The organism is Bradyrhizobium sp. HKCCYLS20291 (genome assembly GCF_051167715.1).
Taxonomy (GTDB): Bacteria; Pseudomonadota; Alphaproteobacteria; order Rhizobiales; family Xanthobacteraceae; genus Bradyrhizobium.
In genome coordinates, this window is the sequence record NZ_JBNPTO010000001.1 from 487,390 (window position 1) to 513,373 (window position 25,984).

Genomic DNA, 25,984 nt, shown 5'->3' on the forward strand with positions numbered 1-25,984 from the left:
CGGAGTTCGGCTCAGGCGGAAAGCCAGAGATCGTGCCAGCTCGACGATCCCCAGCGCGGCGTGTTGGAATGATTGCGCGCCTTGGCCGTGATCACCGTGACGAAGATCTGTTCGATCGGCATCCACACCGGCAGCTCGGTATTGGCCTCGCGCACGAAGTCGGCATAGAGCGCCTTGCGCTTGGCCGGGTCGACCTCGGTGGCGGCATCGTCGATGATCTTGTCGATCTTGGCGTCGTCCCAGCCCCACTGATTGGTCCAGGGCGCGCCCTTGGGCTGGCCGGAGCGGTACCACACCGTCGTCGAGACGGCAGGATCGTTGCGGTACTGGTGCCAGCCGGTCGCGAGATCGAAGGCGTGCTCGTCATACACCTGCTTGAGGAACCCGCCGCCGTCGTTGCGGACGATCTCGACCGTAATGCCGACCTCGCCGAGCGACTGCTGGATGAAGGTCGACCACAGCGAGATGTCCTCGCCCCAGGGCGCGGGCAGCAGCTTCAGCGAGAAGCGGTTGCCGCCGGCCGCCGGCTTGTAGCCGGCTTCGTCGAGCAGCGCCGCGGCCTTGGCCTTGTCGTAAGGATATTGCGGCGTGTTGGCGCCGGGATAGAAGTCCGTCGAGGTCGACGGGATCGGACCAGTGCCGAGCTTGGCGAAATCGCCGAGGAAGTTCTCGATGAAGAACGGCACGTTGATCGCGTGCGCGATCGCGCGGCGGACCTTGATGTCCGCAAGCTCCTTGCGGCGGACGTTGAACTCGAGCGTGTTGGTGCGCGCGTTGCCTTCGTTGCCCTTGGTCGAGACGATGAAGCGCTTGTCCTTGCCGAGCCGCGCCATGTCCGAGATCGTGAGCCCCGAGAACGGGCTATAGTGCAGTTCGCCGGCTTCCATCTGGGCCGCCGCGGCGGCGCGGTCGGTGATGACCTTCCAGACGATGCGGTCGAGATAGGACGCGTTCGACCGCCAATAGTCGGCATTGCGCTCGGCGATGATGTATTGGCCGCGCTCGTATTTCACGAACTTGAACGGCCCGGTGCCGACCGGCGCCAGGTTGGCCGGGTTCTGGCGGATGTCGCCGGTCTCGTAGATGTGCTTGGCCGAGATGTAGCCGAGATCCGGCAGGGCGCGAAGCAGCAGGTTCAGCGGCATCGGGCGCTCGTAGCGGAAGATCGCCGTCTGCGGATCGGGCGTATCAACCGCAGTGAGGAACAGCTGCAGGGTCGATCCGTAGTTGAGGATCTTCTTCCACATGTTCATCGCCGTGAAGGCCACGTCCTCGGACGTGAATGGCTTGCCGTCGTGCCAGGTGATGCCCTTGCGGAGCTTGAAGGTCACGGTCTTGCCGTCGGGCGCAGCTTCCCAGCTCTCGGCGAGAACACCGACCGGCTGTCCCTGGGCGTCGAGGTCGACGAGGTTTTCCTGAATCTTGCCGCCGATGATGTAGACGCCGGTCGAGGCCTGCAGGCTCGGGTTCAGCTGCCGCTGCTCGGCGCCGTAGTGGACGTTGAACACGCCACCCTTGCGCGGCGTCTCCTGGGCGAAGGCGCGAAACGGATTGACGACGTTGGCGGCAATCGCAGCGGAGGTCAGAAGTGCGGTGCGGCGATTGATCTCGAAACGGCTCGAATTCATCAAGGTCTCCCGAAGGACGCAGCTAGGGGCTGGCCGATGGTGCAATAGGCCTGAAGCTTACGCGGATCGCGTGGCCGAGTCATTCCCCTTTGCGCGGCCGAACCGTCGCAGCCGCCGCCGCCGCGGCAGCGACGGACGAGAAATGGATTGCTCGTATACGAACGTTCGACAGGATGGCCGGATTTCGGTGGACCGGCAGCATGGCAATTGTCTGCTGCCGCCGGCACCAGCGCGCGAGCCGTAGCCGGACCCGGTCCGGCGTCCTCCACAGACAGATCTTCACCCGACCTGCAACCTCGGAGGAGAGCAGGGGTGCGGTGCTATTTGAGGTGGGTCTGTCGCGGCTCTCCGCGAGTTGGCAGAGACAGCTCGAAACAGACGTCGCGTTCCGCCGGCAGGAGGTTGATTTCCCCGCCGTGGCTCATCATGACGGCGCGCACGATCGCCAGTCCCATGCCAGTGCCGCCGCTGTCGCGCCGCGTGGTGAAGAACGCGTCGAAGATCCGTTCCCGGTTCGCCGGCGAGATTGGGCTGCCGTCGTTGCCGACCTTCAGGACGAGCCGATCGGGATGAGCCTCGGCCTCCAGCCTGATCTTACCAGCCCCATGTCGCGCGGCATTGTCGGCAAGATGCGTGAGGACGATCAGAAGCGTCTCGCTCGATAGACCGACCTGGCGCTCGAGAGAGCCGTCGGTTTCGATCTGCATGGCAGGAAAGCGCTCGCGCAGCGGCGCGATCACGTCGGACAGGCTGCAGGCTTCGCTCTGCTGTACGGCTTCGGCGCGGGCGAGCTCGCGCAGGCGCTGCGCCATCCGGTCCAGCCGTTCGGCATCGCCGAGGATGTTGTTGAGAAATTTCGCTTGCTCCGCAGGCGTGAGATGATCCGACGATGCATGCAGCGAATCCAGCATCAGCTCTGCTGCGCCCTTGATCGAGGTCAGCGGCGATTTGAGCTCATGGGTCAGATGCGCGGAAAAATTCCTGATGTAGTTCGAGCGTCGCGCCAGCTGCTCGGCCATGGCGAAGAAGTGCTCGGCCAGCTCGGCGAAATCGCGTGTGCCGTAATGGGCGAGCGGGCGGAATCCCTCGGGATCGTTGCGGCCGATCCGGCCGGCGCGATCGACCAGCTCGCGCATCGGCCGCGTGATGGTGCGGGCAACGATGAGGCCGACCAGCAGCGTCGTGAGCACGATCGCGGAGCCGGCCGCGATGAACTTGCCGCGCTCCACATAGAGATGCTCGAAGATGTTGCGGGGCGTCCGCGAGGTGTAGATGACACCGGCGACATGATCGTTGACGACCACGGGCATCGCCGAGAAGACGTGAACGCCGACGCCGCGGCTGATCGAATAGATCGGCGGCGGCGCCTTGTCGGGAATCCGGATCCGAAGCGCCGCGCTGTATTTCCCCTTCAGGGCGGCTGCGACCTCCTCGATGTGGGCAAGTGATTTGCCCATCTCGTCGCGGCCGGCGATCACGACGCCCTGCGGATCGAGCACGCGGAATCCCGCGAGGGTGACCTTCTGGGTCTCGCGCACCACCGGCCAGAGCCGCGCGCCGATCGCCACGTAAGCCGGGTCTGCAGGCCGGCTGGCCTCGCGGGCATCGGGGCGGCGGACGAACAGATCGTTGGCCAGCAGGTCGAGCAGGGGACGGATCGGCGTCACCTCGTCGGCATCGTCGGGCCGGGCTTCCGGCGGGATCTCCGCGCCCAGCGGAATGCCGGATGCGAGCCGCGCCGTGACCTCCTCGGCATAGACGGCCGCCAGCACGCGGCTCTGCGCGATCAGCTCGGCCTGGGTCTGGCGGATCAGCTGGTTGTCGTAGATGCGGAAGAAGAACAGCCCGACCAGCGGCAGCGTGGCCACCAGCGCCAGCACGCCGAACATGATCTGCCCGAGCGACGGACGCCACTTTCGCTTTGGTGTCGGCGCCATCATGGCGCGCCGCAGCGGCCAAGCCGGAAGCCGACGCCATGCACGGTCTCGATGGCATCCTCGCAGCCGGCCGCCGCGAGCTTGGCGCGGATGTTGCGGATGTGGCTGTCGATGGTCCGGTCGGAGACCTGGATGTTGAGCTGATAGGCCGCGCCCATGATCTGCTCGCGGTTGAAGACGACGGTGGGCCGCGTCATCAAGGTTCGCAGGATGCTGAACTCCAGTGCCGTGAGCGTCAGCGGGGTCTCGCCGAAACGGGCCTGGTGCTGCTGCGGGTCGAGCCGGAGCCGGCCGTGCGCCAGCTCCTCCGGCTCGGCTGTGCGATCTCCGGATGCGACCCGCCGGAGAATGACGTTGATGCGGGCGACCAGCTCGCGCGGGCTGAACGGCTTGGTGACGTAATCGTCGCCGCCGATCTCGAGCCCGAGGATGCGATCGATCTCTTCGTCGCGCGCCGACAGGAACAGGATCGGCACCTGCGAGGTCCGCCGGATGCGCCGGCAGACCTCGAGGCCGTCGAACTCGGGCATGCCGACGTCGAGCACGATCAGGTCGGCGCGGTCCTCGCCGAACCTGGTCAGGGCGGCCCGGCCATCGGCGGCTTCCGTCACCGCCATGCCGGCCTTGCTCAGAGCGACGCGCAGCACCTCGCGGATGTGCGGATCGTCGTCGACGATGAGGATTCGGGGGGACACGGTCGGGGCTCCGCGGCGGGACATCAGCTTGGCGTGTGGCTGAAGGGATGTGTATCGAGATAGCGCTGCAAGCGCCAGCCGCGGAATGTCCAGGAGCGCCAGTTCGCCATGTCGTTTGCTTGCTGCTCGCGCAGGCGATCGTAGATCCCGGACAAGGTGGGCTCGTGGGACAGCAGCATGGCCCGTTGGAGCGCCGGGAGAGCCGGCGGGCCGAGGCTCGCGAGATACTGCATGTCGATGGTAGCTCCGCTCCGACCGGCCTCCCGGCTATGGCTCACGTTGTAGTCGGCGATCACACCCGCGAAATTGACGAGCGCGCAGCCATAGAGCGCTGCCGCAAGCGTCATCAGGTTCATGCGGACGAGCCATGCCGTGGGGCGGTCCAGGGCGATCCTGATCACGATGAGGATCAGTCCGACGGCAACCAGTGCCATCCAGATCACCGCCGCAATGCGCCAGTAGGTCAGGAGATAGGTCTGGACGTAGATGTGAACCCGCTGGATCGAGGAGACCACCAGCATCAGGTTCTGAGCGACCCAGAGGTAGACCAGCGGACGGATGAGCCGCGGCTCGTCCTCGTGTTGGCTGCGGACGGCGATGATGACGAAGCCCGCAGCCAGCAGCGCTGTGACGATCAGCGGATAGGCGCCGCGGTGAGCATAGGTGGCGTAGGTCATCCCGTTGGGGAGCACGACATGCCCCCACAGATAGACGCCATCGAGCACCGTCTGGATTGCAAACAGCAGGTTGAACAGCAGGAGAGAGCGGACGACGGTCTGCGGACCGAGGATGGGCGCGACGACCGACGTCGCCTGTTCGGTCAAGGCATCGATCGGCAGACTTATCGGCAGACTTGGCGTCGTCGTCCGCTGAGGCCAGCGCAGATGGATGAACGGCCAGATCAGCGACAGCATCAAGAACCAGAAGATGGGGCGGCCGAAGTTCAAATTCGTGACGGCGCTCTGTGGCCGGAGTTGATCGAGCCACTGCTCGATGACGGGATTGGCCGCGGCAAACAGCAGGACGAAGACGAGGCCAAGCGCCAGTGGAATGCTCCAAGTCAGCAGAAGCCGCGTGAAATCATGCGCGCGAATTGTGGCGATGGCGTCGGGGATCAGCCTCAACGGTCCGATCAGGAGCAACTGTCGCGCAGCCGTGAGGGGCAGGCGAAGTCCTCTGGCGTTCGGATTGGTCGACAGGGCGATTGCCGAAAGCGTTGCGAGCACGACGCTCGCTACGGACAGCAGGGTGAAATCCTCGATTGCGGGGAGCAGGCCGACCACGAGAGTGAAGGTCGCCAGCATCATCCGCGGCCGGTCGATGCTGGCGTGATTGACGAGCAGGCTGGCCGCAACCAGCGCAGCGGCGAAGATCGCAAACGACAGCCCCGCGGGCTGATCGTAGAACAGGGCGTCGGCGAGCCCGAGCAGCGCGAAGGCGATCGCGAATTTGGGCCATGTTGAGAGCGAAGCGGCTGGTGCAGCCAGCGGCTCGGCAGAGCTGGTCATTTACTGAAATCCTCGATTGGGGCACGACGCGCTGGCGTTCGCCAGCCGATGACCGAGCATGACGCAGGAGCTTGCAGCGGCTCACGAGGGGCTCTGCAGCATTTCAGGATTTGTTTGCAGATTTTGTGCAGCCGCCAATCTGCAACTGGTGCCGGCAGATTGACGGCGTTACGGGAGAGGCGTCGTCCTCCTGCAATGATCGGCTGCACACATGCTCGGGCGTATCAGGACTCTCGTCCTCTGGATCCTTGCTCTGCTTTTTGTTTTCATCACCCTGAACAGCAACGAGCCCTATCTGGTCCGCTTGCGCGGGCCCGGTCACGCCGCCTTGTTCGTCGTCGGCTTTGCTGCGCCGCTGCTGCTCCTGCTGAATGGGCGCTGGCGCCGTGGGATCGGCGGCCGCATGCTGACCTTGGTGTGGTGCATCCCGCTGATCGCACTGACGGCCACTCAATTCATGTTTGCCTGGAGGACGTGCGAGACGTTCCGCACCCCGCCCGAAGTGGTGCGCGCGCTCGGGCGGCATTTCGTCGTCGGCTACACCGGGATGGACGAGGCGGCGGCGTTGGCGCGGCAGGGCCTGATCGCGGGCGTCTATGTGACACACCATAACGTGCGCGGGCGGACCGAGGCGCAGCTGCGCGCCGACCTTGCGCGCTTGCAGGCCGAGCGCCGCAATGCAGGTTTTCCGCCGCTATTGGTGTCGGCAGATCAGGAGGGCGGCACGGTCGCGCATCTGTCTCCCACCTTGCCGAACATGCCTGGCCTGGCCACGTTGGCCGATCTGCCCGCCACGCGTCGTGAGCACGACGCGTTCGAGATGGGGCGTGCGCAGGGACAGGTGCTGGCGGCGGCGGGCATCACGTTCAACCTCGCGCCGGTCGTCGACCTACGTCCGCGCTGGAAGCGCAACCGCCTGGACTTCCACACCCTGATTGGACGGCGTGCCATCTCCAACGATCCGGCTGTCGTGGGCGACATCGCGCTCGGCTATGTCCGCGGCCTCGAAGCGAGCGGTGTTCATGCGGCGGTCAAGCACTTCCCGGGTCTCGGTCGGGTCGAAGCTGACACCCATCATTTCTCCGCGCAGCTCGAGACGCCGGCCGACGTGCTGGACCAATCGGACTGGCGGCCGTTCCGTCAGGTGCTCGCCAACTCTCACGCGGCGATGATGGTCGGTCACGTGATGGTCGACGCCATCGATCCGGAGCGGCCCGCCTCGCATTCCAAGGCGGTGCTCGACGGCCTCATCCGTGGCCGCTGGAACTACCAGGGCGTGATCATCACCGACGACCTCGTCATGGGCGCGATCTATGGCCGCGACCTCTGCAAGGCGGTCGTCGAGGCGCTCAACGGCGGCGCTGATCTGTTGCTCGTGGCCTATGACGGCACGCAGTTCCATCGCGCTTTTGCCTGCGCCAAGCAGGCGTTCGCGCAAGGACGTATCGACATGGACGCGTTGCGCAGGAGCGACGACCGGCTGACACGTTGGATGGCCGGCGACAACGGATCGCTCGCGGCGAATGCATCGGTGACGCCGGCGCAATCGCCGACCGGAGGTCGAAAGATCGATTGAGCAGGGAGCGCCTCTGATGTCAGCGTGGGCCGTTGCCGGTCCAGTTGCGCCAGGCTACGTTGGAAAGACTGCGAAGGTCCGTCGCCAGTGGGCGCCGTGTCTGCTTGTCGTGCGCACCGATGACCTGTTCCGACTCCCGGATCTTGAGCTGAAGCTGAGTAACCTGCCGCTTGGTGCGCTCGATCGCCTTCGCATCCGCGCTCTCGCCGACCGTGAAACGGGTGGTCTCGATCTGCTTCAGCGCCGCGCGGTTCTTCTTGAGCTGAGCGCGGTGCCACGCAACCTTGCTATCACTGTCCGCAACCATGGTGCATCCCCGGGAAAGGCCGCAGAGAGTAGACGACAGAGTCGTGATTCGCGACAGCGAGGCGCCAGTGCCGGCGCATCGTAATACCGATCAGGTAGGGGAACTCAGTCCAATCCTGCGGCGCGTCTCATCTCATCGATCAGTTCGGATGCCTCCGCTTTGCTTCGCACACGCTCGGTCGGATCGGGCCGGCCGGCCTGCTCACTGAGGGTCTTCAAGTACGACGCTTGAGCGTCCGTCATCGGATCGTCTCCCGAGACCCAGTCATTTGGATCCTTTTCAAGCTTCTCGGCCATGATCCACCTCCGCGGTTGCCGACGTCGATGTCCTCTGAACATTTCTGACTTGCCAAATGTTCCTATTTTGTTCTAAAGTGCTTTCGTGGTCTCAGCGAGGGCTTCATGCACGACCTCAGTTTCGTTCGATCGGAAATCGACCGCTTGCGTATCCAGGTGGGTCGGCAGCGGCGTGAGATCGTGCAGTTGCAGCGCTCCGGGATTGCCACGGAAGCGGCGCAGGCACTGCTGCAGCGTATGCTGACGAGGCTCGATGGCCTGCGGGAGCAACGTGAGCAGCTCAAGCTGGAAAGTGACGAGGGAATGCCGCGTCGGAGGTCTGCCAGACACGGCTGAGACGTGTTCGAGGCTGGCTGAAGTGCGTAGGACGTGTCAGCGGCGCCTGACGTCGGTCCTTGCTGATCAGGATGTCACCGGGGTTTTCTTCTCGCGTGACGGCGAGTTTTGCTGCGAAACGCGCAGCGCGTCGGCATCGCGTGCCTCCGGGATCACGATGTCTTGTCCGGAGCCAGCGAGCTCGTCCGGGGTGGCTTCGCACGGCTTGATCTCGAGACTGTTGTCGAGAACTTTCTCACCATGCGCATCCAGCGTGACGAGGTCGGCCTGCTCGGCCGCCTCCCAGACCTCGCGCTCGGTTCCAAACGGCCGCGTCATTTGTTCGTCATTCTCGAATAATGCGTAAGGCACGTGGGGCTCCAGATCGCATCGCGCGATGGAGCACCGGCCTCGCTCGCGTCATGGACGTGAGGGCAGTGCTGCGCGCCCCATACAAACAGCAGTGGCGGTTTGCTGTTCCATGGCGAGATGAAGCCGCCAATCGATCAGTTGTGACGATCGGTCTTGGTTCGTCGCGGGAACGATGGTCGCGTGCGCAAGGTTGCCCGCGGTGTCGATTCAGACAGGAGAAGACAATGGACATCGAAGGAAAGAGGATCGCGATCCTCGCCACCAACGGGTTCGAGCAATCCGAACTCGAAGTGCCGCGCGATCGCCTGAAACAGGCTGGCGCAATCGTTGAGATCGTGTCGCTCGCCGCAGGCGAGATCAAGGGCTGGGATCAGAAGGATTGGGGGCGACCCGTGAAGGTCGACAAGACGCTCGATCAGGCGTCCGCATCGGACTACGACGCGATCGTGCTCCCTGGCGGACAAATCAACCCGGACCTGCTTCGCCTGGAGCCCAAGGCTCTGAAGTTCATCAAGGATGTGTTCGACGCCAAGAAGATCGTCGCCGCCGTGTGCCACGCGCCCTGGCTCCTGATCGAGACCGGCATCGCGAAAGGGCGCAAAGTGACGTCGTACAAGTCCATTAAGACCGATGTCGCCAACGCCGGTGCCGAGTGGCAGGACGCGGCGGTTGTGGTCGATCAGGGCGTGATCACCTCGCGCAATCCCGGCGATCTGGAAGCCTTCAGCGCCAAGATCATCGAGGAGGTCAAGGAAGGCCGGCACGTCAGGCGCAGCGCCGCGTGACGCCAGCGCGGGGGAGAGCCGGGCCATGCCCGGCTGCTCCGCAATGACGTGCCCAGCGCCCGAGGGGTCGAACGCTGGGCCGCAGTCCACACGGAGTGCCTCCAGCGAGATGGGGGAACGCCGCCGAAGGCTCATGGAAGACGTCCAAAAGACCGCGTCGTTCCTAATTTCGCTCGCGCCGGCGGCGCGAGCCGGCCCTCGTCGCAAGCTCCCGTGAGCAGACGGAACTTACGATGACATCCCGGGTTGGCCGGTTTTCCGACCGCGGAGATGTGCCGTGAGTGAGAAGGCGAAGATCCAGGACTACACGGCGCCTGCCGGTGGATGGGGCTCGGTGCATGCCGTCGCAAGCATCCTGACGCAGGAGGAGGTCACGCTGCTCGGCAGCGAGATCCTGCTCAAGCAGAACAAGCCTGGCGGATTCATGTGCGTGAGCTGCTCCTGGGCCAAGCCGGCCAAGCCGCTTCCGTTCGAATTCTGCGAGAACGGCGCCAAGGCGACGGCCTGGGAGATCACCGGCAAGACGGTCGGGCCGCAATTCTTCGCGCAGCATACGCTGAGCGAGCTACGGAGCTGGTCGGACCATCAGCTCGAAGAGCAGGGGCGCCTGACGCATCCGATGCGCTACGACGCTGCCAGAGATCGCTATGTCGCGGTCTCTTGGGACCAGGCTTTCGCCGGCATCGGCGCTGAGTTGAGGAAGCTCGATCCGCGCGCGGCGGTGATGTACACGTCAGGACGCGCCTCGCTCGAGACCAGCTACATGTACCAGCTGTTCGGTCGCATGTACGGCACCAACAATTTCCCCGACAGTTCCAACATGTGCCACGAGTCGACCTCGGTCGCGTTGCCCGAGGTGATCGGCGTGCCCGTCGGGACGGTGCTGCTGGAGGATTTCGACAAGACCGACTGCATCTTGTTCTTTGGCCAGAACACGACCACCAATTCGCCGCGCATGCTGCATCCGCTGCGGCGGGCGGCGCAACGCGGCTTCCCCGTCATCACCTTCAATCCCCTCCGCGAGCGCGGCCTGGAGCGCTTCACGGATCCGCAGAATCCGATACAGATGGTGCTGACCGGCGGCACGCGGATCAGCACGCAGTATCATCAGCTCAGGGTCGGCGGCGACGGCGCCGCGCTGCTCGGCCTCTGCAAGTCCGTGATCGAGGCCGACGATGCAGCGGTCGCAACGAAGCGGCCGCGCGTGATCGACGTAGCCTTCGTTGAGCAGCATACGCACGGCTTTGAGGCGTTCGCGCAATATTGTCGCCAGGCCTCGTGGGACGACATCCAGAAGGCCTCGGGCCTCAACCGGGCAGCCATTCTGGAGGCTGCAAAGGTGTATGCGTCGGCGCATGCGGTGATCGCCAACTACGGAATGGGAATCACGCAGCATCGCCACGGCGTCGAGACCGCGAAGATGATCGCAAATCTGCTGCTGCTGCGCGGAAACATCGGCAAGCCCGGCGCCGGCATTTCGCCGGTACGCGGCCATTCCAACGTCCAGGGGCAGCGCACCGTCGGGATTTCCGAGAAGACCATGCTGGTGCCGCTCGATCGGCTCGCGGAACTCTACGCGTTCGAGCCACCGCGCCAGGACGGCCTCACTACAGTCGATGCCTGCGAGGCGATCATCAAGGGCAGTGTAAAGGGCTTCGTCAGCCTCGGCGGAAATTTCCTTCGCGCCGTGCCGGAGCGCTCGCTGATGGAGCCGGCCTGGTCGAAGCTGCGGCTGTCGGTGCAGATCGCAACCAAGCTCAACCGCACTCATCTCGTGCCCGGAGAGGTGACTTATCTGCTGCCGTGCCTCGGGCGAATCGAGATCGACCGGCAGGCCAGCGGTGAGCAGGCCGTGGCGATGGAGGATTCCACCGCCTGCATCCACGGCTCGCGCGGCCAGCGCCAACCTGTCGCCGACGGTCTGCTGTCGGAGGCGGCGATCGTGGCCGGGCTGGCCAAGGCGACGCTGCAGCCCAACCCGCGGGTCGACTGGGATGCCTGGGTCGCCAACTATGCGCTCGTCAGGGACGCGATCGAGCGCACCTATCCTGATCAGTTCAAGGATTTCAACAAGCGCCTGTTTCAGCCCGGCGGCTTTGCCCGACCGCTCGGCGCACGCGAGCGCAAATGGAAGACCTCGACCGGCAAGGCCAACTTCACCGTGCCCAAGGCGGCGCTCAATCCGCCGCAGCACGGCGACGGCGTGTTCCAGCTGATGACCCTGCGCGCCGACGGCCAGTTCAACACGACCATCTACAACGAGGATGATCGCTTCCGCGGCGTGAGCGGTGGCCGTCTGGTCGTCTTCATGCATGCTGGAGACATGAAGGACCTCGGCATCGCGCCGGGAGATCTGGTCCGATTGTCGACGGTCGCCGACGACGGCGTCGAACGCTCGCTCGGAGGCTTGCAGGCCGTATCGTTCGACATTCCGCGCTACAGCATTGCGGCCTACTACCCGGAGTGCAACAATTTGATCCCGCTGTGGCACTATGCCGAAGGCAGCAAGGTGCCAGCCGCCAAATCGGTGCCGGTGCGGATCACGCGCGAGAAGGGCGCCTGAGTGCAACCGTCAGCCGGCGGCGCGGCGCGCTTCGTTGGGCGCCGCCTCGACGAAGGAACTGGTGACCTCCGGCGGCGTCGCCCCGGGGCGAAGTGGAACGACCAGATGGCAGACCAGTCCTTCCGGCCGCCAATCGAACGAAGCGCGACCGCCGAGCTGGCTTTCCACGCTGGCCATCAGGCTGCGGGTTCCGAACCCCCGGGAGGTCGGCACCCGCACCAGTGGTCCGCCAGTTTCGATCCAGGTTAGATCGAGCCGATCGTGCTCGACGCTCCATGTCACCGACAGATGACCCGAGCGGACCGACAGCGCGCCATATTTCGCCGAGTTGGTCACCAGTTCGTGCAGAGCGAGCGCCAGGGTCTGCGCCGTCGCCGGTTCGAGCTGCAGCTCCGCGCCGCCGAACGCGATCTGTCCGCTGCTCGCGTAGGGCGCCAGCTCCTCGGAGACCAGCCGGCTCATCTCCGCACCCTGCCAGCTCGACAGTGATAGGATGGTGTGAACGCGCGCGAGCGCGCTGATGCGGCCCTCTACGGCGCTGACATAGGTCTGGACGCTGTCGGCTTTGGTCAACCGCACGATCGATTGGGCCAGCGTCAGCGCGTTCTTGGCGCGATGATCGACCTCGCGCGTCAGCAGGTTTTGGCGTTCCTCGGCGCGCTTGCGCTCGGTGATGTCGATCGTGACGCCGCTGACGCGGACGACACGGCCCGCCTTATCGGTGGTGGCTGCCGCCGTGCCGACGCACCAGCGTTCCTCGCCGTCCGGACGCACGATGCGGAATTCGGCTTCGTAGGAGGTGATGCCGCGGCCGAACTCGGTGACAAGCCGGCGCGCACGTTCGGCATCGTCGGGGTGCAGCAGAGCCATGATGTTCACGCCGTTGAGCTCGAAGCTCTGCGGCGACACTCCGAAGATGCGGTACTGTCCCTCATCCCACATCCAGTCGCCGTTGACACCGTCCCAATCCCACGAGCCCATTCGCCCGGCCGCAATCGCCATGCTGCGCCGCTGCTCGCTTTCCACCAGCTTGGCGGTCGAGCGCTCCAGCTCCGCGGTTCGCGCGCGTACCCGGTCTTCAAGCTCCAGGTTGAGATGCTCGAGCTCGCGCGTCTTGCGATAGAGCTCGGTGAAGACCTTGATCTTGGCGCGCAGAACCTCCGGCACGACGGGGACGGGCACGTAGTCGACGGCCCCCATCTCGTAGCCGCGCAACCGGTCGAAATCGCTCACCTGCACGGCCGAGATGAAGATGATCGCGATCTTCTGGAACCGCGGATGCTCGCGGATCATCTGCGCCAGCTCGAAGCCATCGAGCTCGGGCATGCAGACGTCGACGAGGATCACAGCGATCTCGTTCTTCAGCAGAATCTCCAGCGCCTCGCGGCCGGAGGTGGCGACCACGAGGGTTTCGCCGAGTTCCTTCAGGATGACTTCATAGGCCAGCAGCTTCGCGGGCTGGTCGTCCACCAGGAGAATGTTGACCTTCTGATGTTCCATGATGATGAGCCGTTCAGCGGTGCAGCCACATGCGGATCGCAAGGAGCAGCTGCTCGGTGTTGACGGGTTTTGCGAGATAATCGGAAGCGCCGGCTTCGAGGCACTTCTCACGGTCTCCCTTCATGGCCTTCGCGGTCAGCGCGATGATCGGGAGACGGGCGAGGGCAGGGTTCTGCCTGATGACGCCGATGGTCTGGTAACCATCCATCTGCGGCATCATGATGTCCATCAGCACGATCGAAATCGCAGGCGTGTGCTGCACGAGTTCGATCGCCTCGGCTCCGGTGGTCGCGGTCAGAACCTTCATGCCGCGCCGTTCCAGCACACTGGACAGCGCGAAGATGTTGCGGGCATCGTCGTCAACCAGCAGCACGGTCTTGCCGATCAGGTCCTCATCGGAACTGTTCAACTTCTCCAGCATGCGCTGCTTTTCGACAGGCAGTTCCGTGATGACGCGGTGAAGGAACAGCGCCGTTTCGTCGAGCAGGCGTTCCGGAGATTCGACGCCCTTGACGACGATGCTGCGCGCCATCGTGTGCAGCTCCGCATCCTCTTCGGCGGACAATTCGCGCCCGGTGAAGACGACGACGGGAACGCTCGACAGCGACTCATCGGACCGCAACTGTTCCAGCACATCGAAGCCGCTCATGTCGGGCAGCCGCAGGTCGAGCACGATGCAGTCATAGGGCATGCTGCGCAAGGCATCGAGCGCGTCGGCACCGGTTTCCGCGGTGAGGATCTCGATGTCGTCGTGATCGAGCAACTGGCGGATGCTGAGCTGCTCGGCGGCGTTGTCTTCCACGATCAGAAGGCGTTTGCGGCGCGGCTTGGCGTATTCCTTGATCTGCGACAGCGCAGCGCTGACGCCTTCGGTCGTCGTCGGCTTACTGACGAACGAGAATGCGCCGCGCGCCAGCGCATGCTGGCGGTCTTCGTCGAGTGTGATGATCTGTACCGGAATGTGCCGCGTCAGCGGATTGTGCTTGAGCTGGCTCAGCACAGTCCAGCCGAGCATGTCCGGCAGGAAGACATCCAGCGAGATCGCCGCCGGCTGATACTGCTTGGCGAGTTCGAGCGCTTCCGCGCCACGGTTGGCGACAAGGATCTTGAACCCCTTGTCGCGCGCGAGATCGACCAGCACGCGGGCATAATGCGGATCGTCCTCGACGATCAGCAGGATCGTGTCACCTGGCGCGAGGTTCAGCCGATCGTCGGCCAACTGCTCGACCACGCGCTCGGGCACCGTCTGCGGCGGCGCTGGCAGCAGAGGCGGGGTGTATTGAACCGCCGGAGCGGAGCTCACGCGCGGCGCGACCGCGGGGCCGGAGTATTTCAGCGGCAGATAGAGCGTGAATGTGCTGCCCTTGCCAGGGGCGCTGCGCAGATGGATCTCGCCGCCGAGCAGGTTCGCGAGCTCGCGGCTGATGGCGAGCCCGAGCCCGGTGCCGCCATACTTGCGGCTGGTGCCGGCATCCGCCTGCTGGAAGGCTTCGAAGATCAGCTTCTGCTTGTCCTGCGGAATGCCGATGCCGGTGTCGGCGACTTCGAACGCGATGACGGCCGGCGCGCTGTTGAGCACCGGATGCTCGCTGCTCCAGCCACCGAGCGCGGCGGACACCTTCAGACGGACGCCGCCTTCCGCGGTGAACTTGAAGGCATTCGACAACAGGTTCTTGAGCACCTGCTGCAGGCGCTTGGAGTCGGTCACGATGCTGCGCGCCAGATTCGGGTCGACATCGATGTTGAACGACAGCAGCCGGTTCTCGGCTTCGTGCCGGAACGGACGCCCGACCGTCTCCAGCAGGTTCGCTGTCAGGATTTCCTCGGCGTCCACCGTCACGGTGCCGGATTCGATCTTGGAGAGGTCGAGAATGTCGCTGATCAGATTGAGCAGGTCGGTGCCGGCGCCGTGGATGGTGCGGGCGAATTCGACCTGCTTGAGGCTGAGGTTGCCGTCCGGGTTCTCGGTGAGCTGCTGTCCCAGGATCAGGATCGAGTTGAGCGGCGTCCGCAGCTCGTGCGACATGTTCGCCAGGAATTCGGACTTGTACTTGGACGTTAGGGCGAGCTCGGTCGCCTTCTCTTCCAGCGCGCGGCGGGCCTGCTCGATCTCCTGGTTCTTGCGCTCGACCTCGACGTTGCGCTCGGCGAGCTGCTGCGCCTTCTGTTCGAGCTGTTCGTTGGTCTGCTGCAACTCGCGCTGCTGCGCCTGCAGCTCGGCTGCGAGCTGCTGCGACTGCTTCAGCAGGCCTTCGGTCTGCATGGTCGCTTCGATCGAGTTGAGCACGATGCCGATCGAATCGGTGAGCTGATCGAGGAAGGTCATCTGCGAGGTCGTGAACGGGCTGAGCGAGGCCAGCTCGATCACCGCCTTCACCTGGTTCTCGAACAGCACCGGCAGCACCACGAGGTTCTTCGGTACGGCGCGGAGCAGGGCGGATCCCACCGGAATGACGTCGGACGGAATCTCCGAGATCAGCCGCTGGCGCTTGTCGATCGCGCATTGGCCGATCAACCCTTCCCCAAACTGGACCAGCTGGCGATGCGGATAGACGCCGTCATTGGCGTAGGAGGCGAGCAGGCGCAGCTGCGGCGTATACTCGTTCTCGACCTGGTAGATCACGCCGCGATGCGCATTCACCAGCGGCGTCAGCTCGCTCAGCAGCAGGCGGCCGACGGTGGTCAGATCGCGCTGGCCCTGCAGCATGTTGGTGAAGCGGGCGAGGTTCGTCTTCAGCCAGTCCTGCTCGGTGTTGAGGTCGGTGGTGAGCCGCAGGTTGGTGATCATCGTGTTGATGTTGTCTTTGAGCTCGGCGACCTCGCCGCGCGCATCGACCTGAATGCTGCGGGTGAGGTCACCCTTGGTCACGGCGGTGGCGACCTCGGCGATGGCGCGGACCTGCGATGTCAGGTTTGCCGCAAGCAGGTTGACGTTGCCGGTCAGATCCTTCCACGTGCCGGCCGCGCCGGGCACGTTGGCCTGTCCGCCGAGTCGGCCCTCCACGCCGACCTCACGTGCGACGCTGGTGACCTGATCGGCGAAGGTCGCGAGCGTCTCGGTCATGTTGTTGATGGTCTCGGCGAGTGCTGCGACCTCGCCCTTCGATTTCACGGTGAGGTTCTGCTTCAGATCGCCGTTGGCAACGGCGGTGACGACCTTCACGATGCCGCGCACCTGCTCGGTCAAATTGGCGGCCATGAAGTTGACGGTGTCGGTCAGATCCTTCCAGGTGCCGGCCACGCCCGGCACCTGCGCCTGGCCGCCGAGCTTGCCTTCGGTGCCGACCTCGCGCGCGACGCGCGTCACCTCGCCGGCGAAGGCGTTGAGCTGATCGACCATCGTGTTGATGGTGTTCTTCAGCTCGAGGATCTCGCCCTTCACGTCGACGGTGATCTTGCGCGAGAGATCGCCGCGCGCGACGGCCGTGGTGACCTCCGCAATGTTGCGGACCTGCGTGGTCAGGTTGGCGGCGAGCAGGTTGACGTTGTCGGTGAGGTCCTTCCAGGTGCCGCCGACACCGGGGACCACAGCCTGGCCGCCGAGCCGGCCCTCGGTGCCGACCTCGCGCGCCACACGCGTCACTTCGGCAGCAAACGAGCGGAGCTGCTCGACCATCGTGTTGAGGGTGTCCTTGAGCAGCAGGATCTCGCCGCGCACGTCGACTGTGATCTTCTTCGACAGGTCGCCGCCGGCGATCGCGGTGGCGACCTCGGCGATGTTGCGAACCTGCGCGGTCAGGTTGGAAGCCATGAAGTTGACGCTGTCGGTCAGGTCCTTCCAGGTGCCCGCGACTTCCGGCACCTGCGCCTGGCCGCCGAGCTTGCCTTCGGTGCCGACCTCGCGCGCGACGCGCGTCACCTCGGAGGCGAAGGCGTTGAGCTGATCGACCATGGTGTTGATGGTGTTCTTCAGTTCGAGGATCTCGCCCTTCACGTCGACGGTGATCTTGCGCGACAGGTCGCCGCGCGCCACGGCCGTGGTCACCTCGGCGATGTTGCGGACCTGCGCGGTCAGATTGCCGGCCATCGAGTTGACGCTGTCGGTGAGATCCTTCCAGGTGCCGGCGACGCCGGGCACGTTGGCCTGGCCGCCGAGCCGGCCCTCGGTGCCGACCTCGCGCGCGACGCGCGTCACCTCGCCGGCGAAGCGGTTGAGCTGATCCACCATCGTGTTCAGCGTTTCCTTGAGGCTCAGGATCTCGCCGCGCACGTCGACCGTGATCTTGCGTGACAGGTCGCCGCCGGCGATGGCGGTGGCCACCTCGGCGATGTTGCGGACCTGGGCGGTCAGGTTGCCGGCCATCGAGTTGACGCTGTCGGTGAGGTCCTTCCAGGTGCCGGCGACGCCGGGCACCTCGGCCTGGCCGCCGAGCTTGCCGTCCGTGCCGACCTCGCGCGCGACGCGGGTGACTTCGCCGGCGAAGGCGTTGAGCTGGTCGACCATCGTGTTGAGTGTTTCCTTCAATTGAAGGATCTCGCCCGAGACGTTGACCGTGATCTTCTTCGACAGGTCGCCCTTGGCGACCGCGGTCGCGACCTCGGCGATATTGCGGACCTGCCCGGTCAGGTTCGAGGCCATCGAGTTGACGCTGTCGGTCAGGTCCTTCCAGGTGCCGGCGACGCCGCGCACCATGGCCTGGCCGCCGAGCTTGCCTTCGGTGCCGACCTCGCGCGCGACGCGGGTGACTTCGCCGGCGAACGCGTTGAGCTGATCGACCATCGTATTGATGGTATCCTTCAGCTCCAAGATCTCGCCGCGCACATCGACGGTGATCTTCTTGGAGAGGTCGCCATTGGCGACGGCCGTCGTCACTTCGGCGATGTTGCGGACCTGCGCCGTCAGGTTCGACGCCATCGAGTTGACGCTCTCGGTGAGGTCCTTCCAGGTCCCGGCGACGCCGAGCACGTTGGCCTGGCCGCCGAGCCTGCCGTCGGTGCCGACCTCGCGCGCGACGCGCGTGACTTCGCCGGCAAAGGCGTTGAGCTGGTCGACCATCGTGTTCAGGGTTTCCTTCAGCTGAAGGATCTCGCCCGACACGTTGACCGTGATCTTCTTCGACAGATCGCCGCTGGCAATGGCGGTCGCCACGTCGGCAATGTTGCGGACCTGCGCCGTCAGGTTCGAGGCCATGAAGTTGACGTTGTCGGTCAGGTCCTTCCAGGTGCCGGCGACGCCGGGCACCTTGGCCTGACCGCCGAGCTTGCCTTCGGTGCCGACCTCGCGCGCCACGCGCGTCACCTCGGAGGCGAAGGCGTTGAGCTGATCGACCATCGTGTTGATGGTGTCCTTCAGCTCCAGGATTTCACCGCGGACGTCGACCGTGATCTTGCGCGACAGGTCGCCGCGCGCCACGGCGGTCGTCACGTTCGCGATGTTGCGGACCTGTGCAGTCAGGTTGCCACACATGGCGTTGACCGAGTCGGTCAGATCCTTCCAGGTGCCGGCGACGCCGGGAACGATGGCCTGACCACCCAGCTTGCCGTCGGTTCCGACCTCGCGCGCCACGCGCGTCACTTCCGACGCGAAGGAGCGCAACTGATCGACCATTGTGTTGATGGCTTCCTTGAGCTGCAGGATCTCACCGCGGACGTCGACGGTGATCTTCTTGGAGAGGTCGCCATTGGCGACAGCGATCGTCACTTCCGCGATGTTGCGGACCTGGCCCGTCAGATTGTTGGCCATGGAATTGACGCTCTCGGTCAAATCCTTCCAGACGCCGGTCACCTCGGGCACCTGGGCCTGGCCGCCGAGCTTGCCTTCGGTACCGACCTCGCGCGCCACGCGCGTCACCTCCGAGGTGAACACGCTCAGCTGCTTGATCATCGTGTTGACGATGGTGGCGGACTGCAGGAACTCGCCACCGAGCGGACGGCCGTCGACGTCGAGCTTCACTGTCTGCAACAGATCGCCCTGGGCGACCGCGGCCACGGCGCGGGTCACCTCGCGGGTCGGCCATAGGAGGTCGTCGATCAGCGTGTTGATCGAGCTTTCCATGTCGGCCCATGATCCGCTTGCGATGCCGAACCGGACGCGTTGCCGCGTCTTGCCTTCGCGACCGACGACCTGGCCGACGCGTTCGAGCTGCTGGGCCATGCGCTCGTTGGCGGCGATGATCTCGTTGAACGTATCGGCGATCTTGCCCTCAATGCCAAGATAGTCGCCGCCCATGCGGACTGAAAAGTCGCCTGAGCGCATGGCCTGAAGCGCGCGCAGAAGGTCCTGGCTGGCGTCGGGCGTTTCGGTTCCATTGCCATTCCGACTGAAGCCCTGCCGAGCAGGCATCGAACCGGCAGCCGTGTCGAGATCGCTCATCAAGTTCCCCCAGGCAGAATGTCTGCCAGCAAGATCTGAGTCTCATGAGTTGCAGGCATAGAAGCTGCGGCAACTACTCAAATCAAGCCGAATGCAGTGTTTCCCTCGCGAATGGAACCGCTGGGAGCTGGCACAAGCGGCTCAACCTCGACGCGGGAAAATAGTTCCAAAAATCTTTTCCTCGCGGCTTGGGACGTCGGCAGCTGTAGGAACGGCGGCGGAAGAACGGCTTGCTTTCGCGAGGAGAAGCTCATGAAACAACAACTAGGCGGCTGTCTTGCGGTGTTCCTGGTTCTGACACCTGCAGTAGCGCTGGCCCAATCGGGGGACCGAGCGGGCCAGGATCCGTGACGGGCGATCCGGCCGCGAGTTCGGCCGATCCCCGGGCTGCAGAGCGCTCCTTACGTCGAGTTGCTCCGTCCGCATTTCCACCGGCGCAATCTCGACCAACTGCCTGAGCTCATCATGCTCGAAATGGCGGCGGTACTGCGCGCAGGTTCCCGGGCACATTAATATCGCGTAACGCGGTTGCGGCTTCTCCGCTTGCTGCCCAGCTAGAGGAGATGAAACAGTCAGACATCTTCAGAGAGAACGCCGATAACTGCCTTCATCTCGCCGAGAGAGCAGAAGGCGATCCGGCATTCCGACGCTTTACGCGGATGGCCCAAGGCTGGCGCGCATTGGCAATGGAGCAGGACTGGCTCGATGGCGTAGTCACCCCCGTCTCGAAGAGAAGGGTCGACTTGGTTGGCGACTAGACAAGCGACAGGAGGGTTTCCCGATGGCGCCTCGTACCGTACTCATCGCGCTGCTGACCGCTTTCAGCGTGGCTTCAGCGGTCGCAGCGTTCACGACGATCCGTCAGGTCCATACCGAGGCCTATTCGCTGCCTCAACCCGTGACACATATCTGATTTGGCGAAGGCAGCCTCACGGCTGCCCCGAGCCTCCGATGACCCGTAGACCTGACCGTTGGCATAGCTGGCGTCTGCGGCAGCCAACTGCACGTAGATCGAACCCAGCTCGGCTGGCTGACCCGGCCGGCCGAGCGGCGTCTGCCCACCGAATTTTTCCAGTTTGTCCATTGTCGCTCCCCCGGACACCTGCAACGGGGTCCAGATCGGGCCGGGCGCGACCGCGTTGACGCGTATGCCCTTGGGTCCGAGCTGCTTGGCCAGCGACTTCACGTAGTTCATCGTGGCAGCCTTGGTCTGGGCGTAGTCGTACAGGTCAGGCGACGGATCGTAGGCCTGCTCCGACGAGGTGCCGATGATCGCTGAGCCTGGCTTGAGGTGAGGCAGGGCTGCCTTGATGATCCAGAACGGGGCATAGATGTTCGTCTTCATCGTCGCGTCGAAATCCTCCGAGGAGACGTCGAGGATGGACTTGCGCGTCTGCTGGCGCGCGGCATTGTTGACGACGATGTCCAATCCGCCCAGCGCATCGACCGCCTGCTGCACCAGCTGCTCGCAGAAGCGTTCGTCGCGGAGATCGCCCGGTAGAGCGATCGCCTTCCGGCCCTCCGCCTTGATCAGGGCGATCACTTCCTGCGCATCCGGCTCTTCGCTGGGCAAGTAGTTGATCGCGACGTCGGCGCCTTCGCGCGCATAGGCGATAGCTGCTGCGCGCCCCATGCCGGAGTCGCCGCCGGTGATCAGAGCCTTGCGCCCTGCGAGCCGTCCGGAACCCTTGTAGCTGGTCTCGCCGTGGTCTGGACGCGGTGACATCTTGCTCGCCAGGCCCGGCCATGGCTGCGATTGCTGTTCGAACGGCGGCTTGGGGTAATTGTCCGTCGGATCGACCAAGCCTGCGGTGTGTTCGGAATCGCCAACCATCGTCTCGCGTCCTTTTGCTGCTGCCGACGTCAATGAAGCCACTGCGAGTGTCGCAGTACCCCCGACCATCTGACGACGGGACATTGAGGACTTTTGATCGTCTGCCATGCAGTGCTCCCGTTGAGTGTGGTCACCAACCGGTAACGACTGCCAATGGTCCGTTATGCTGCAAATAAATGCTCATCAATGTCCCGTGACGCTGCGGCCGATTGGCTCTCCCTGATCTTCCGCGGAACGAAGGTCCCATGCGTGCGTCGTGTCAGAGCGCGATGATAAGCGCGTCGCGGCTTAATGCGCGTCGCAAGGCTCGAGCAGGATGATGCAGTTCTATCACTTTGATTTGACGAACAATGAGCCGATCGCGGCTGAGCGCTATGTCGAGCTGCCTGGCGACGTCGAGGCCATGGACTCGGCCGATGTGATCGCGCGGCAACTGATCGCAGATCATCCTGAGCTGCGCCACCGGAACTACGTCGTACTGGTCACAAACGAGGAGGGAGACGAGATCTGCCGTGTCCCGCTCGACGTGCTTCACTAGCAATGATGAGAGGAGAGGCGGATGACGAAGGACACTCAGGGTATCGTAAGGACGGAGCGCGGCGAGGAACAGCCGGCCGACAAGGAACGCGCGCAGCAGGTTCATCAGACGACGTCTCCCCAATCGCCCACCCACGAGGCGACGCGCCATCCGGAACGGGAGAGCGGTGACCGGTCCCGATCCGAGTGACCAACGGCCGCTGGCTGGGAACATCACGGCCGGGCAGCACGTTTCTTGCCCGGTAGAAATGGAGGCTGACATGACGCTCGACAGATCCATGCTCGACCGGCGCGAATACGGCAATCTGATCGGCAGCGACAAGGTCGAAGGAACAGCCGTCTACGGTGCCGACGACAACAAGATCGGCACCATCGAACGCGTCATGATCGACAAGCTGAGCGGGCGGGTCTCGTACGCGGTGCTGGCGTTCGGCGGCTTCCTTGGGCTCGGCAACGACCGTTATCCGCTGCCCTGGCAATCGCTGAAATACGACACCCGGCTCGGCGGCTATGTCACGGCGGTCACCGAGGACCAGCTTCGTGGCGCGCCGAAATATCCGACGAGCGCGAATGGGACTGGGGTGACCTCGCGACCGGACGCAAGGTCGACGACTATTACGGCGTGTCGATTGCATAGCCGCGCGAATTGAGTTCGCGCCCCGACAATCAACTATGGCTACGCGGCGCTGTCGCGGGTGATTCTTGGGGGGGCGGGCTGCCGTTCCTGTTTCTCCCGGTCACGACCGCGGCCTATGAGGGATGCGGCCTATGAGGGATGTTGGCGGACACGACGGGCCTCGGCGCCGACCAACGTCGCCCGCGACCTCGATGGGGATCGCGCTCGGCATGAGGTCGATGTGCCTCAGGCTGCAGGCTTCCGAATTCCGCCTTCGGGGCTAGCGGCCGCATGGTCCCGCCGGCTCGACAGCCAGATCGGAATCTCACGATAGCAGGTGCCCCTCTCGTTCATCTCGGCGACGGTCCAGCGGCTCGGATGGCGCTCCTTGCCAACGAAGATCCAGTCGTCGGCCGCGGGCGGCGGCTCGTTCGGCCGCGTCCTGAGCCAAGCCGACCGTGCTCCCTTGGGCAAACGGTCCTGCTTCATCTGATAGAGGTCGTACACTGGCGAACGCATGACGCTACTCGTCCTCAAGCAACCCACGTCTTCACACCCTCAGCGTGTCCAAACGTCGCGGCGGAATTGTGGGAGCGGTGCGGCCACGTTGTGCAAAAGCTGAAGCAAGCCCGTGGTGGCGGCAATCCACAAACGCCGTCGCGCGATACGCGTGCCGTTTGGAGAAGGCAACGCGCGGGGCCATTTCAAAGGCTCCCGCGCGCCGGGAGGACGCCATCGCGTCCACAAATGCGCGAGCCCGCCGGCAAAAACCGGTGGGCGCGGTCAATCAGAAGAACGCGTAGCTGAGATCGAGACCATACGTCGCGTGAAGGATGAAGCCGAACGCGGTTGCACCGCACAACATCAGGATCGTCCGAAGCTTGTCGGAGTCGATGCGGGTCTCTTCGAGATGGGTCGGGAGAGCCTTGGTCAGGGTTGTCATGTGTTGGACCTCTGTACGCAATACGAAGACGAAGAGTGAGCTCTGAAAGTATAGTCGAGGCGCTTAGAACCGTTTCTCGGACCGGTCACGATGTGGGGTCTGCGAAGAGTTCTAATTATGAATATGAGCCCAGCATCGTGCACAATTTGGGGCAAAGTTGAGGAAAGTAAATGATGTGTAAATTAAATCACAGGTTGATATAAGTTGTACCAAGTACTGCTGCACGTCTTAGCTGTTGAAGGAAATTGCCAGCGCATTTTTGCGAGCGGCGCACGTAGTTGAGCCTAATTCTGCAGGCATTTGCCTGGAGCAGGCAGGCGCGACCTGGGTCGCAAACACCGCCGCAGTCGAAGCACGGGCGGTTGCAAAAGCAACTCGAAGTATAGAGTCGGGATATGCCAACCACGGCCGTCATGTGGCGACAGGTTAACTCCTGTGGCCAACTGTGGCCGCAGAGCCGCCCTGATGACTGCAATGACCGGTATCATATGATGGCTGGCGATGGAAGCGCGCCGCCGCAGTCTCCCCGGAAATGCACGTGTCAAACAACAGCCGCACAATCATCCCCGCCTCATCGTGTTGCCGTCGCGACACGCCCCAACCTGAGACCGGACGTGACGCGTCGTGGGCAGCCGGTAATACTCTCGCAGCACGTCGTGCCCGAGTGATGCTGGAGAATGGCCCTCGTTGAAGGGAGAGGGCGCAGGGAATGCCGGGTGAAGGCCTCACCCATGGCCCGCCTGCAAACAAAAAGCAGGCGGCAGTCACCACAGGTCAAGCCGATCAACCGGCATTCCCTGCGCGATGGGCTTAACGCTTATACGCGATCTCCCCGGTGTCCGGCTTGGTAGCCACCGTCGCCCGGGAGATCATCATCACCCCCGGACTTGGCGCCAGCAACGGGGCGCCAGGACCACGCGATTTCACGTCCGCAACCTGCCGTTCGTCGGCGCGCCACGAGAGCACGCTGCGACAGATCGCGGCCACCGCATCTCCGCCCTCCACATCGTGACGATCGCGAAGCGTCCCTCTCACGAGGACAGGATGGCGCACTATTTCTGATTTTCAAAATCAAAGCAAGCAAAAAATTCGAGTATGCCGAAATAAACTTGCCAGCGCTGCAGGTCGCGCTAACATCCGCGCCGATCCCCAGGCCCGAAGCGAGTGCGGTCCGCCATGGCGATAGCCCTGAATCTCCGATCCGACCATGTGTCCGCGTCTCAGATCGAACGTCTGTGGGACGAGGTCGCTGCTTTCGAGGAAGGGTCCTCGATGCGCGATCTGGGCTACCGGCCGCACCTCTCGTGGCGATCTACGACACGCCCACGCTCGACCCCGGCACCGTCTGGGGAGCCATGCGCGAGGCCGTGTCGGGTGGCGCGGCTCTGCATGTTCGGTTCAGCCGGATCAGATGGTTCTCGCATCCGCGCTTCGTTCTGTGGGCCGAGCCCGAGGTGGATGCCGTGCTGCTCGGATGGCATGCGGCCATCGCGGCTTCGATCGCTCCCGCGCTTTGCCATGAGCACTATCGACCAGGAGCGTGGGTGCCTCACTGCACCTTGGGCACGCGGATCAGGGAGCAGCGTCGCGCTGACGCGATGACTTTCGCGCGCGCATTCGATCAGTCCTTCACCGTCGTTTTCGACGTCGTCGATTGCGTGATGTTTCCGCCTGTTGAGATCATCGCGCAGCAGAAACTGCCATGAGCCGTCCGCAACGGGTCAGGCCTGCAAATGCGTCGGCTCAGCGCCAGATCGGCTTCGGAAGTTGGACGGACGCGCTGGATCGCTGCGGACGTGGCGAGGGGACGGTTGCGTCGGTCTGCGAGAACAGCAGGATGGCCTCGAACGGCACGTCGGGCGCTTCGGCCGCATGGCCCCGGCACGTCACGGGCGAGCCCTTGCAGGACCCTTCGAGGCTGAGTGTCAGCTCGTCGGGGCCGAACAGCGACGGCTGTCCAGGGGCGTGACGTCTCGTCCTGAGCAGCGCAGTAAAGCGGTCGCCTTCGGCTTCATAGGTGCCGGTATAGCTCAAGAAGGCATCGCCGCCGCAGATCCGACCGCCCACCAGTTCCACGATGCCGGTCCCCTGGCCCATGGGGGTCTTGAACCAGGCGGAATAGGTGCCTTCCTTCATCATCTGCCGCAGATCCCCCATCGTTGGGTTTGGGTATCTTTGTACGACGCAACTTAAGGGAACGTGAAAGCCGCCACTCAAACTGGGCGGGAGCCCGGAGTCCAGTCCCATACGAAAGGAGGG

At 64.1% G+C, this 25,984-nt stretch carries 20 protein-coding genes and 2 pseudogenes; 8 read left to right on the top strand and 14 right to left on the bottom strand.

Annotated elements, in window-relative coordinates:
- Positions 1-11: 11 nt before the first annotated feature.
- From ACQR07_RS02275 to ACQR07_RS02290, 4 genes are all read right to left on the bottom strand, one after another.
- Entirely contained in the window at positions 12-1,628 is a 1,617-nt protein-coding gene (locus tag ACQR07_RS02275; protein WP_434900740.1) for an ABC transporter substrate-binding protein, read from the bottom strand.
- 320 nt (positions 1,629-1,948) lie between these two features.
- Positions 1,949-3,568, bottom strand: coding sequence for an ATP-binding protein (locus ACQR07_RS02280; RefSeq protein WP_434900741.1), 1,620 nt, complete (start codon positions 3,566-3,568; stop codon positions 1,949-1,951).
- Positions 3,565-4,260, bottom strand: coding sequence for a response regulator (locus ACQR07_RS02285; RefSeq protein WP_434900742.1), 696 nt, complete (start codon positions 4,258-4,260; stop codon positions 3,565-3,567). Before ACQR07_RS02285 ends, ACQR07_RS02280 begins: the two co-directional genes overlap by 4 nt.
- A gap of 23 nt (positions 4,261-4,283) precedes the next feature.
- Entirely contained in the window at positions 4,284-5,768 is a 1,485-nt protein-coding gene (locus ACQR07_RS02290; RefSeq protein WP_434900743.1) for a DUF4153 domain-containing protein, read from the bottom strand.
- Positions 5,769-5,979: 211 nt separating this feature from the next.
- Here ACQR07_RS02290 and ACQR07_RS02295 point away from each other — a divergent pair, with 211 nt between their 5' ends.
- On the top strand, positions 5,980-7,344 hold the full coding sequence (locus ACQR07_RS02295; RefSeq protein WP_434900744.1) for a glycoside hydrolase family 3 N-terminal domain-containing protein: 1,365 nt from the start codon (positions 5,980-5,982) through the stop codon (positions 7,342-7,344).
- A gap of 19 nt (positions 7,345-7,363) precedes the next feature.
- Here ACQR07_RS02295 and ACQR07_RS02300 read toward each other — a convergent pair whose 3' ends face one another.
- Complete coding sequence (locus ACQR07_RS02300) at positions 7,364-7,651, bottom strand: hypothetical protein (protein ID WP_434900745.1); 288 nt, start codon at positions 7,649-7,651, stop codon at positions 7,364-7,366.
- A 104-nt stretch (positions 7,652-7,755) separates the two neighbouring features.
- The gene (locus ACQR07_RS02305) at positions 7,756-7,947 is read right to left on the bottom strand and encodes a DUF3072 domain-containing protein (RefSeq protein WP_434900746.1); all 192 of its coding nucleotides are present in this window, start codon (positions 7,945-7,947) and stop codon (positions 7,756-7,758) included.
- A gap of 105 nt (positions 7,948-8,052) precedes the next feature.
- Between ACQR07_RS02305 and ACQR07_RS02310 the strand changes: the two genes are divergently transcribed.
- Complete coding sequence (locus ACQR07_RS02310) at positions 8,053-8,283, top strand: hypothetical protein (protein ID WP_434900747.1); 231 nt, start codon at positions 8,053-8,055, stop codon at positions 8,281-8,283.
- A gap of 66 nt (positions 8,284-8,349) precedes the next feature.
- On the opposite strand, the gene ACQR07_RS02315 is transcribed toward ACQR07_RS02310, so the two are convergent.
- Positions 8,350-8,601, bottom strand: a complete 252-nt coding sequence (locus ACQR07_RS02315) for a hypothetical protein (protein ID WP_434900748.1) — start codon at positions 8,599-8,601, stop codon at positions 8,350-8,352.
- A 257-nt stretch (positions 8,602-8,858) separates the two neighbouring features.
- Between ACQR07_RS02315 and ACQR07_RS02320 the strand changes: the two genes are divergently transcribed.
- Together ACQR07_RS02320 and ACQR07_RS02325 are read left to right on the top strand one after the other, a co-directional pair.
- Positions 8,859-9,419: a type 1 glutamine amidotransferase domain-containing protein gene (locus ACQR07_RS02320; protein ID WP_434901045.1), complete on the top strand. Its 561-nt coding sequence runs from the start codon at positions 8,859-8,861 to the stop codon at positions 9,417-9,419.
- A gap of 277 nt (positions 9,420-9,696) precedes the next feature.
- The gene (locus ACQR07_RS02325; RefSeq protein ID WP_434900749.1) at positions 9,697-11,982 is read left to right on the top strand and encodes an FdhF/YdeP family oxidoreductase; all 2,286 of its coding nucleotides are present in this window, start codon (positions 9,697-9,699) and stop codon (positions 11,980-11,982) included.
- A 9-nt stretch (positions 11,983-11,991) separates the two neighbouring features.
- Here the strand turns inward: ACQR07_RS02325 and ACQR07_RS02330 are convergent, their stop codons facing one another.
- Together ACQR07_RS02330 and ACQR07_RS02335 are read right to left on the bottom strand one after the other, a co-directional pair.
- A complete protein-coding gene (locus ACQR07_RS02330; protein WP_434900750.1) occupies positions 11,992-13,482 on the bottom strand; it encodes an HWE histidine kinase domain-containing protein in 1,491 nt (496 codons plus the stop codon).
- A gap of 13 nt (positions 13,483-13,495) precedes the next feature.
- Entirely contained in the window at positions 13,496-19,795 is a 6,300-nt protein-coding gene (locus ACQR07_RS02335; RefSeq protein WP_434900751.1) for a HAMP domain-containing protein, read from the bottom strand.
- A gap of 563 nt (positions 19,796-20,358) precedes the next feature.
- Between ACQR07_RS02335 and ACQR07_RS02340 the strand changes: the two genes are divergently transcribed.
- Both ACQR07_RS02340 and ACQR07_RS02345 read left to right on the top strand, forming a co-directional pair.
- Positions 20,359-20,553 carry a hypothetical protein gene (locus tag ACQR07_RS02340; protein WP_434900752.1) on the top strand — a complete coding sequence of 65 codons (195 nt, stop codon included), beginning with the start codon at positions 20,359-20,361 and terminating at the stop codon, positions 20,551-20,553.
- 23 nt (positions 20,554-20,576) lie between these two features.
- Positions 20,577-20,708 (top strand): hypothetical protein, encoded by a 132-nt coding sequence (locus ACQR07_RS02345; RefSeq protein ID WP_434867169.1) that lies wholly within the window; start codon positions 20,577-20,579, stop codon positions 20,706-20,708.
- Positions 20,709-20,724: 16 nt separating this feature from the next.
- Here ACQR07_RS02345 and ACQR07_RS02350 read toward each other — a convergent pair.
- A pseudogene (locus tag ACQR07_RS02350) lies at positions 20,725-21,737 on the bottom strand (SDR family oxidoreductase).
- A 151-nt stretch (positions 21,738-21,888) separates the two neighbouring features.
- Positions 21,889-22,272 (bottom strand): hypothetical protein, encoded by a 384-nt coding sequence (locus ACQR07_RS02355; protein WP_434900753.1) that lies wholly within the window; start codon positions 22,270-22,272, stop codon positions 21,889-21,891.
- Between the two features lie 154 nt (positions 22,273-22,426).
- Here ACQR07_RS02355 and ACQR07_RS02360 point away from each other — a divergent pair.
- A pseudogene (locus ACQR07_RS02360) lies at positions 22,427-22,803 on the top strand (PRC-barrel domain-containing protein).
- A gap of 225 nt (positions 22,804-23,028) precedes the next feature.
- Here ACQR07_RS02360 and ACQR07_RS02365 read toward each other — a convergent pair.
- Together ACQR07_RS02365 and ACQR07_RS02370 are read right to left on the bottom strand one after the other, a co-directional pair.
- Positions 23,029-23,301 (bottom strand): hypothetical protein, encoded by a 273-nt coding sequence (locus ACQR07_RS02365; protein ID WP_434900754.1) that lies wholly within the window; start codon positions 23,299-23,301, stop codon positions 23,029-23,031.
- A gap of 268 nt (positions 23,302-23,569) precedes the next feature.
- On the bottom strand, positions 23,570-23,725 hold the full coding sequence (locus tag ACQR07_RS02370) for a hypothetical protein (protein WP_434867175.1): 156 nt from the start codon (positions 23,723-23,725) through the stop codon (positions 23,570-23,572).
- A gap of 1,304 nt (positions 23,726-25,029) precedes the next feature.
- On the opposite strand from ACQR07_RS02370, the gene ACQR07_RS02375 reads away from it, so the two are divergent.
- Positions 25,030-25,431 (top strand): 2'-5' RNA ligase family protein, encoded by a 402-nt coding sequence (locus ACQR07_RS02375; RefSeq protein WP_434900755.1) that lies wholly within the window; start codon positions 25,030-25,032, stop codon positions 25,429-25,431.
- A gap of 37 nt (positions 25,432-25,468) precedes the next feature.
- Here the strand turns inward: ACQR07_RS02375 and ACQR07_RS02380 are convergent, their stop codons facing one another.
- Positions 25,469-25,864 carry a hypothetical protein gene (locus ACQR07_RS02380; protein ID WP_434900756.1) on the bottom strand — a complete coding sequence of 132 codons (396 nt, stop codon included), beginning with the start codon at positions 25,862-25,864 and terminating at the stop codon, positions 25,469-25,471.
- Positions 25,865-25,984 lie beyond the last annotated feature (120 nt).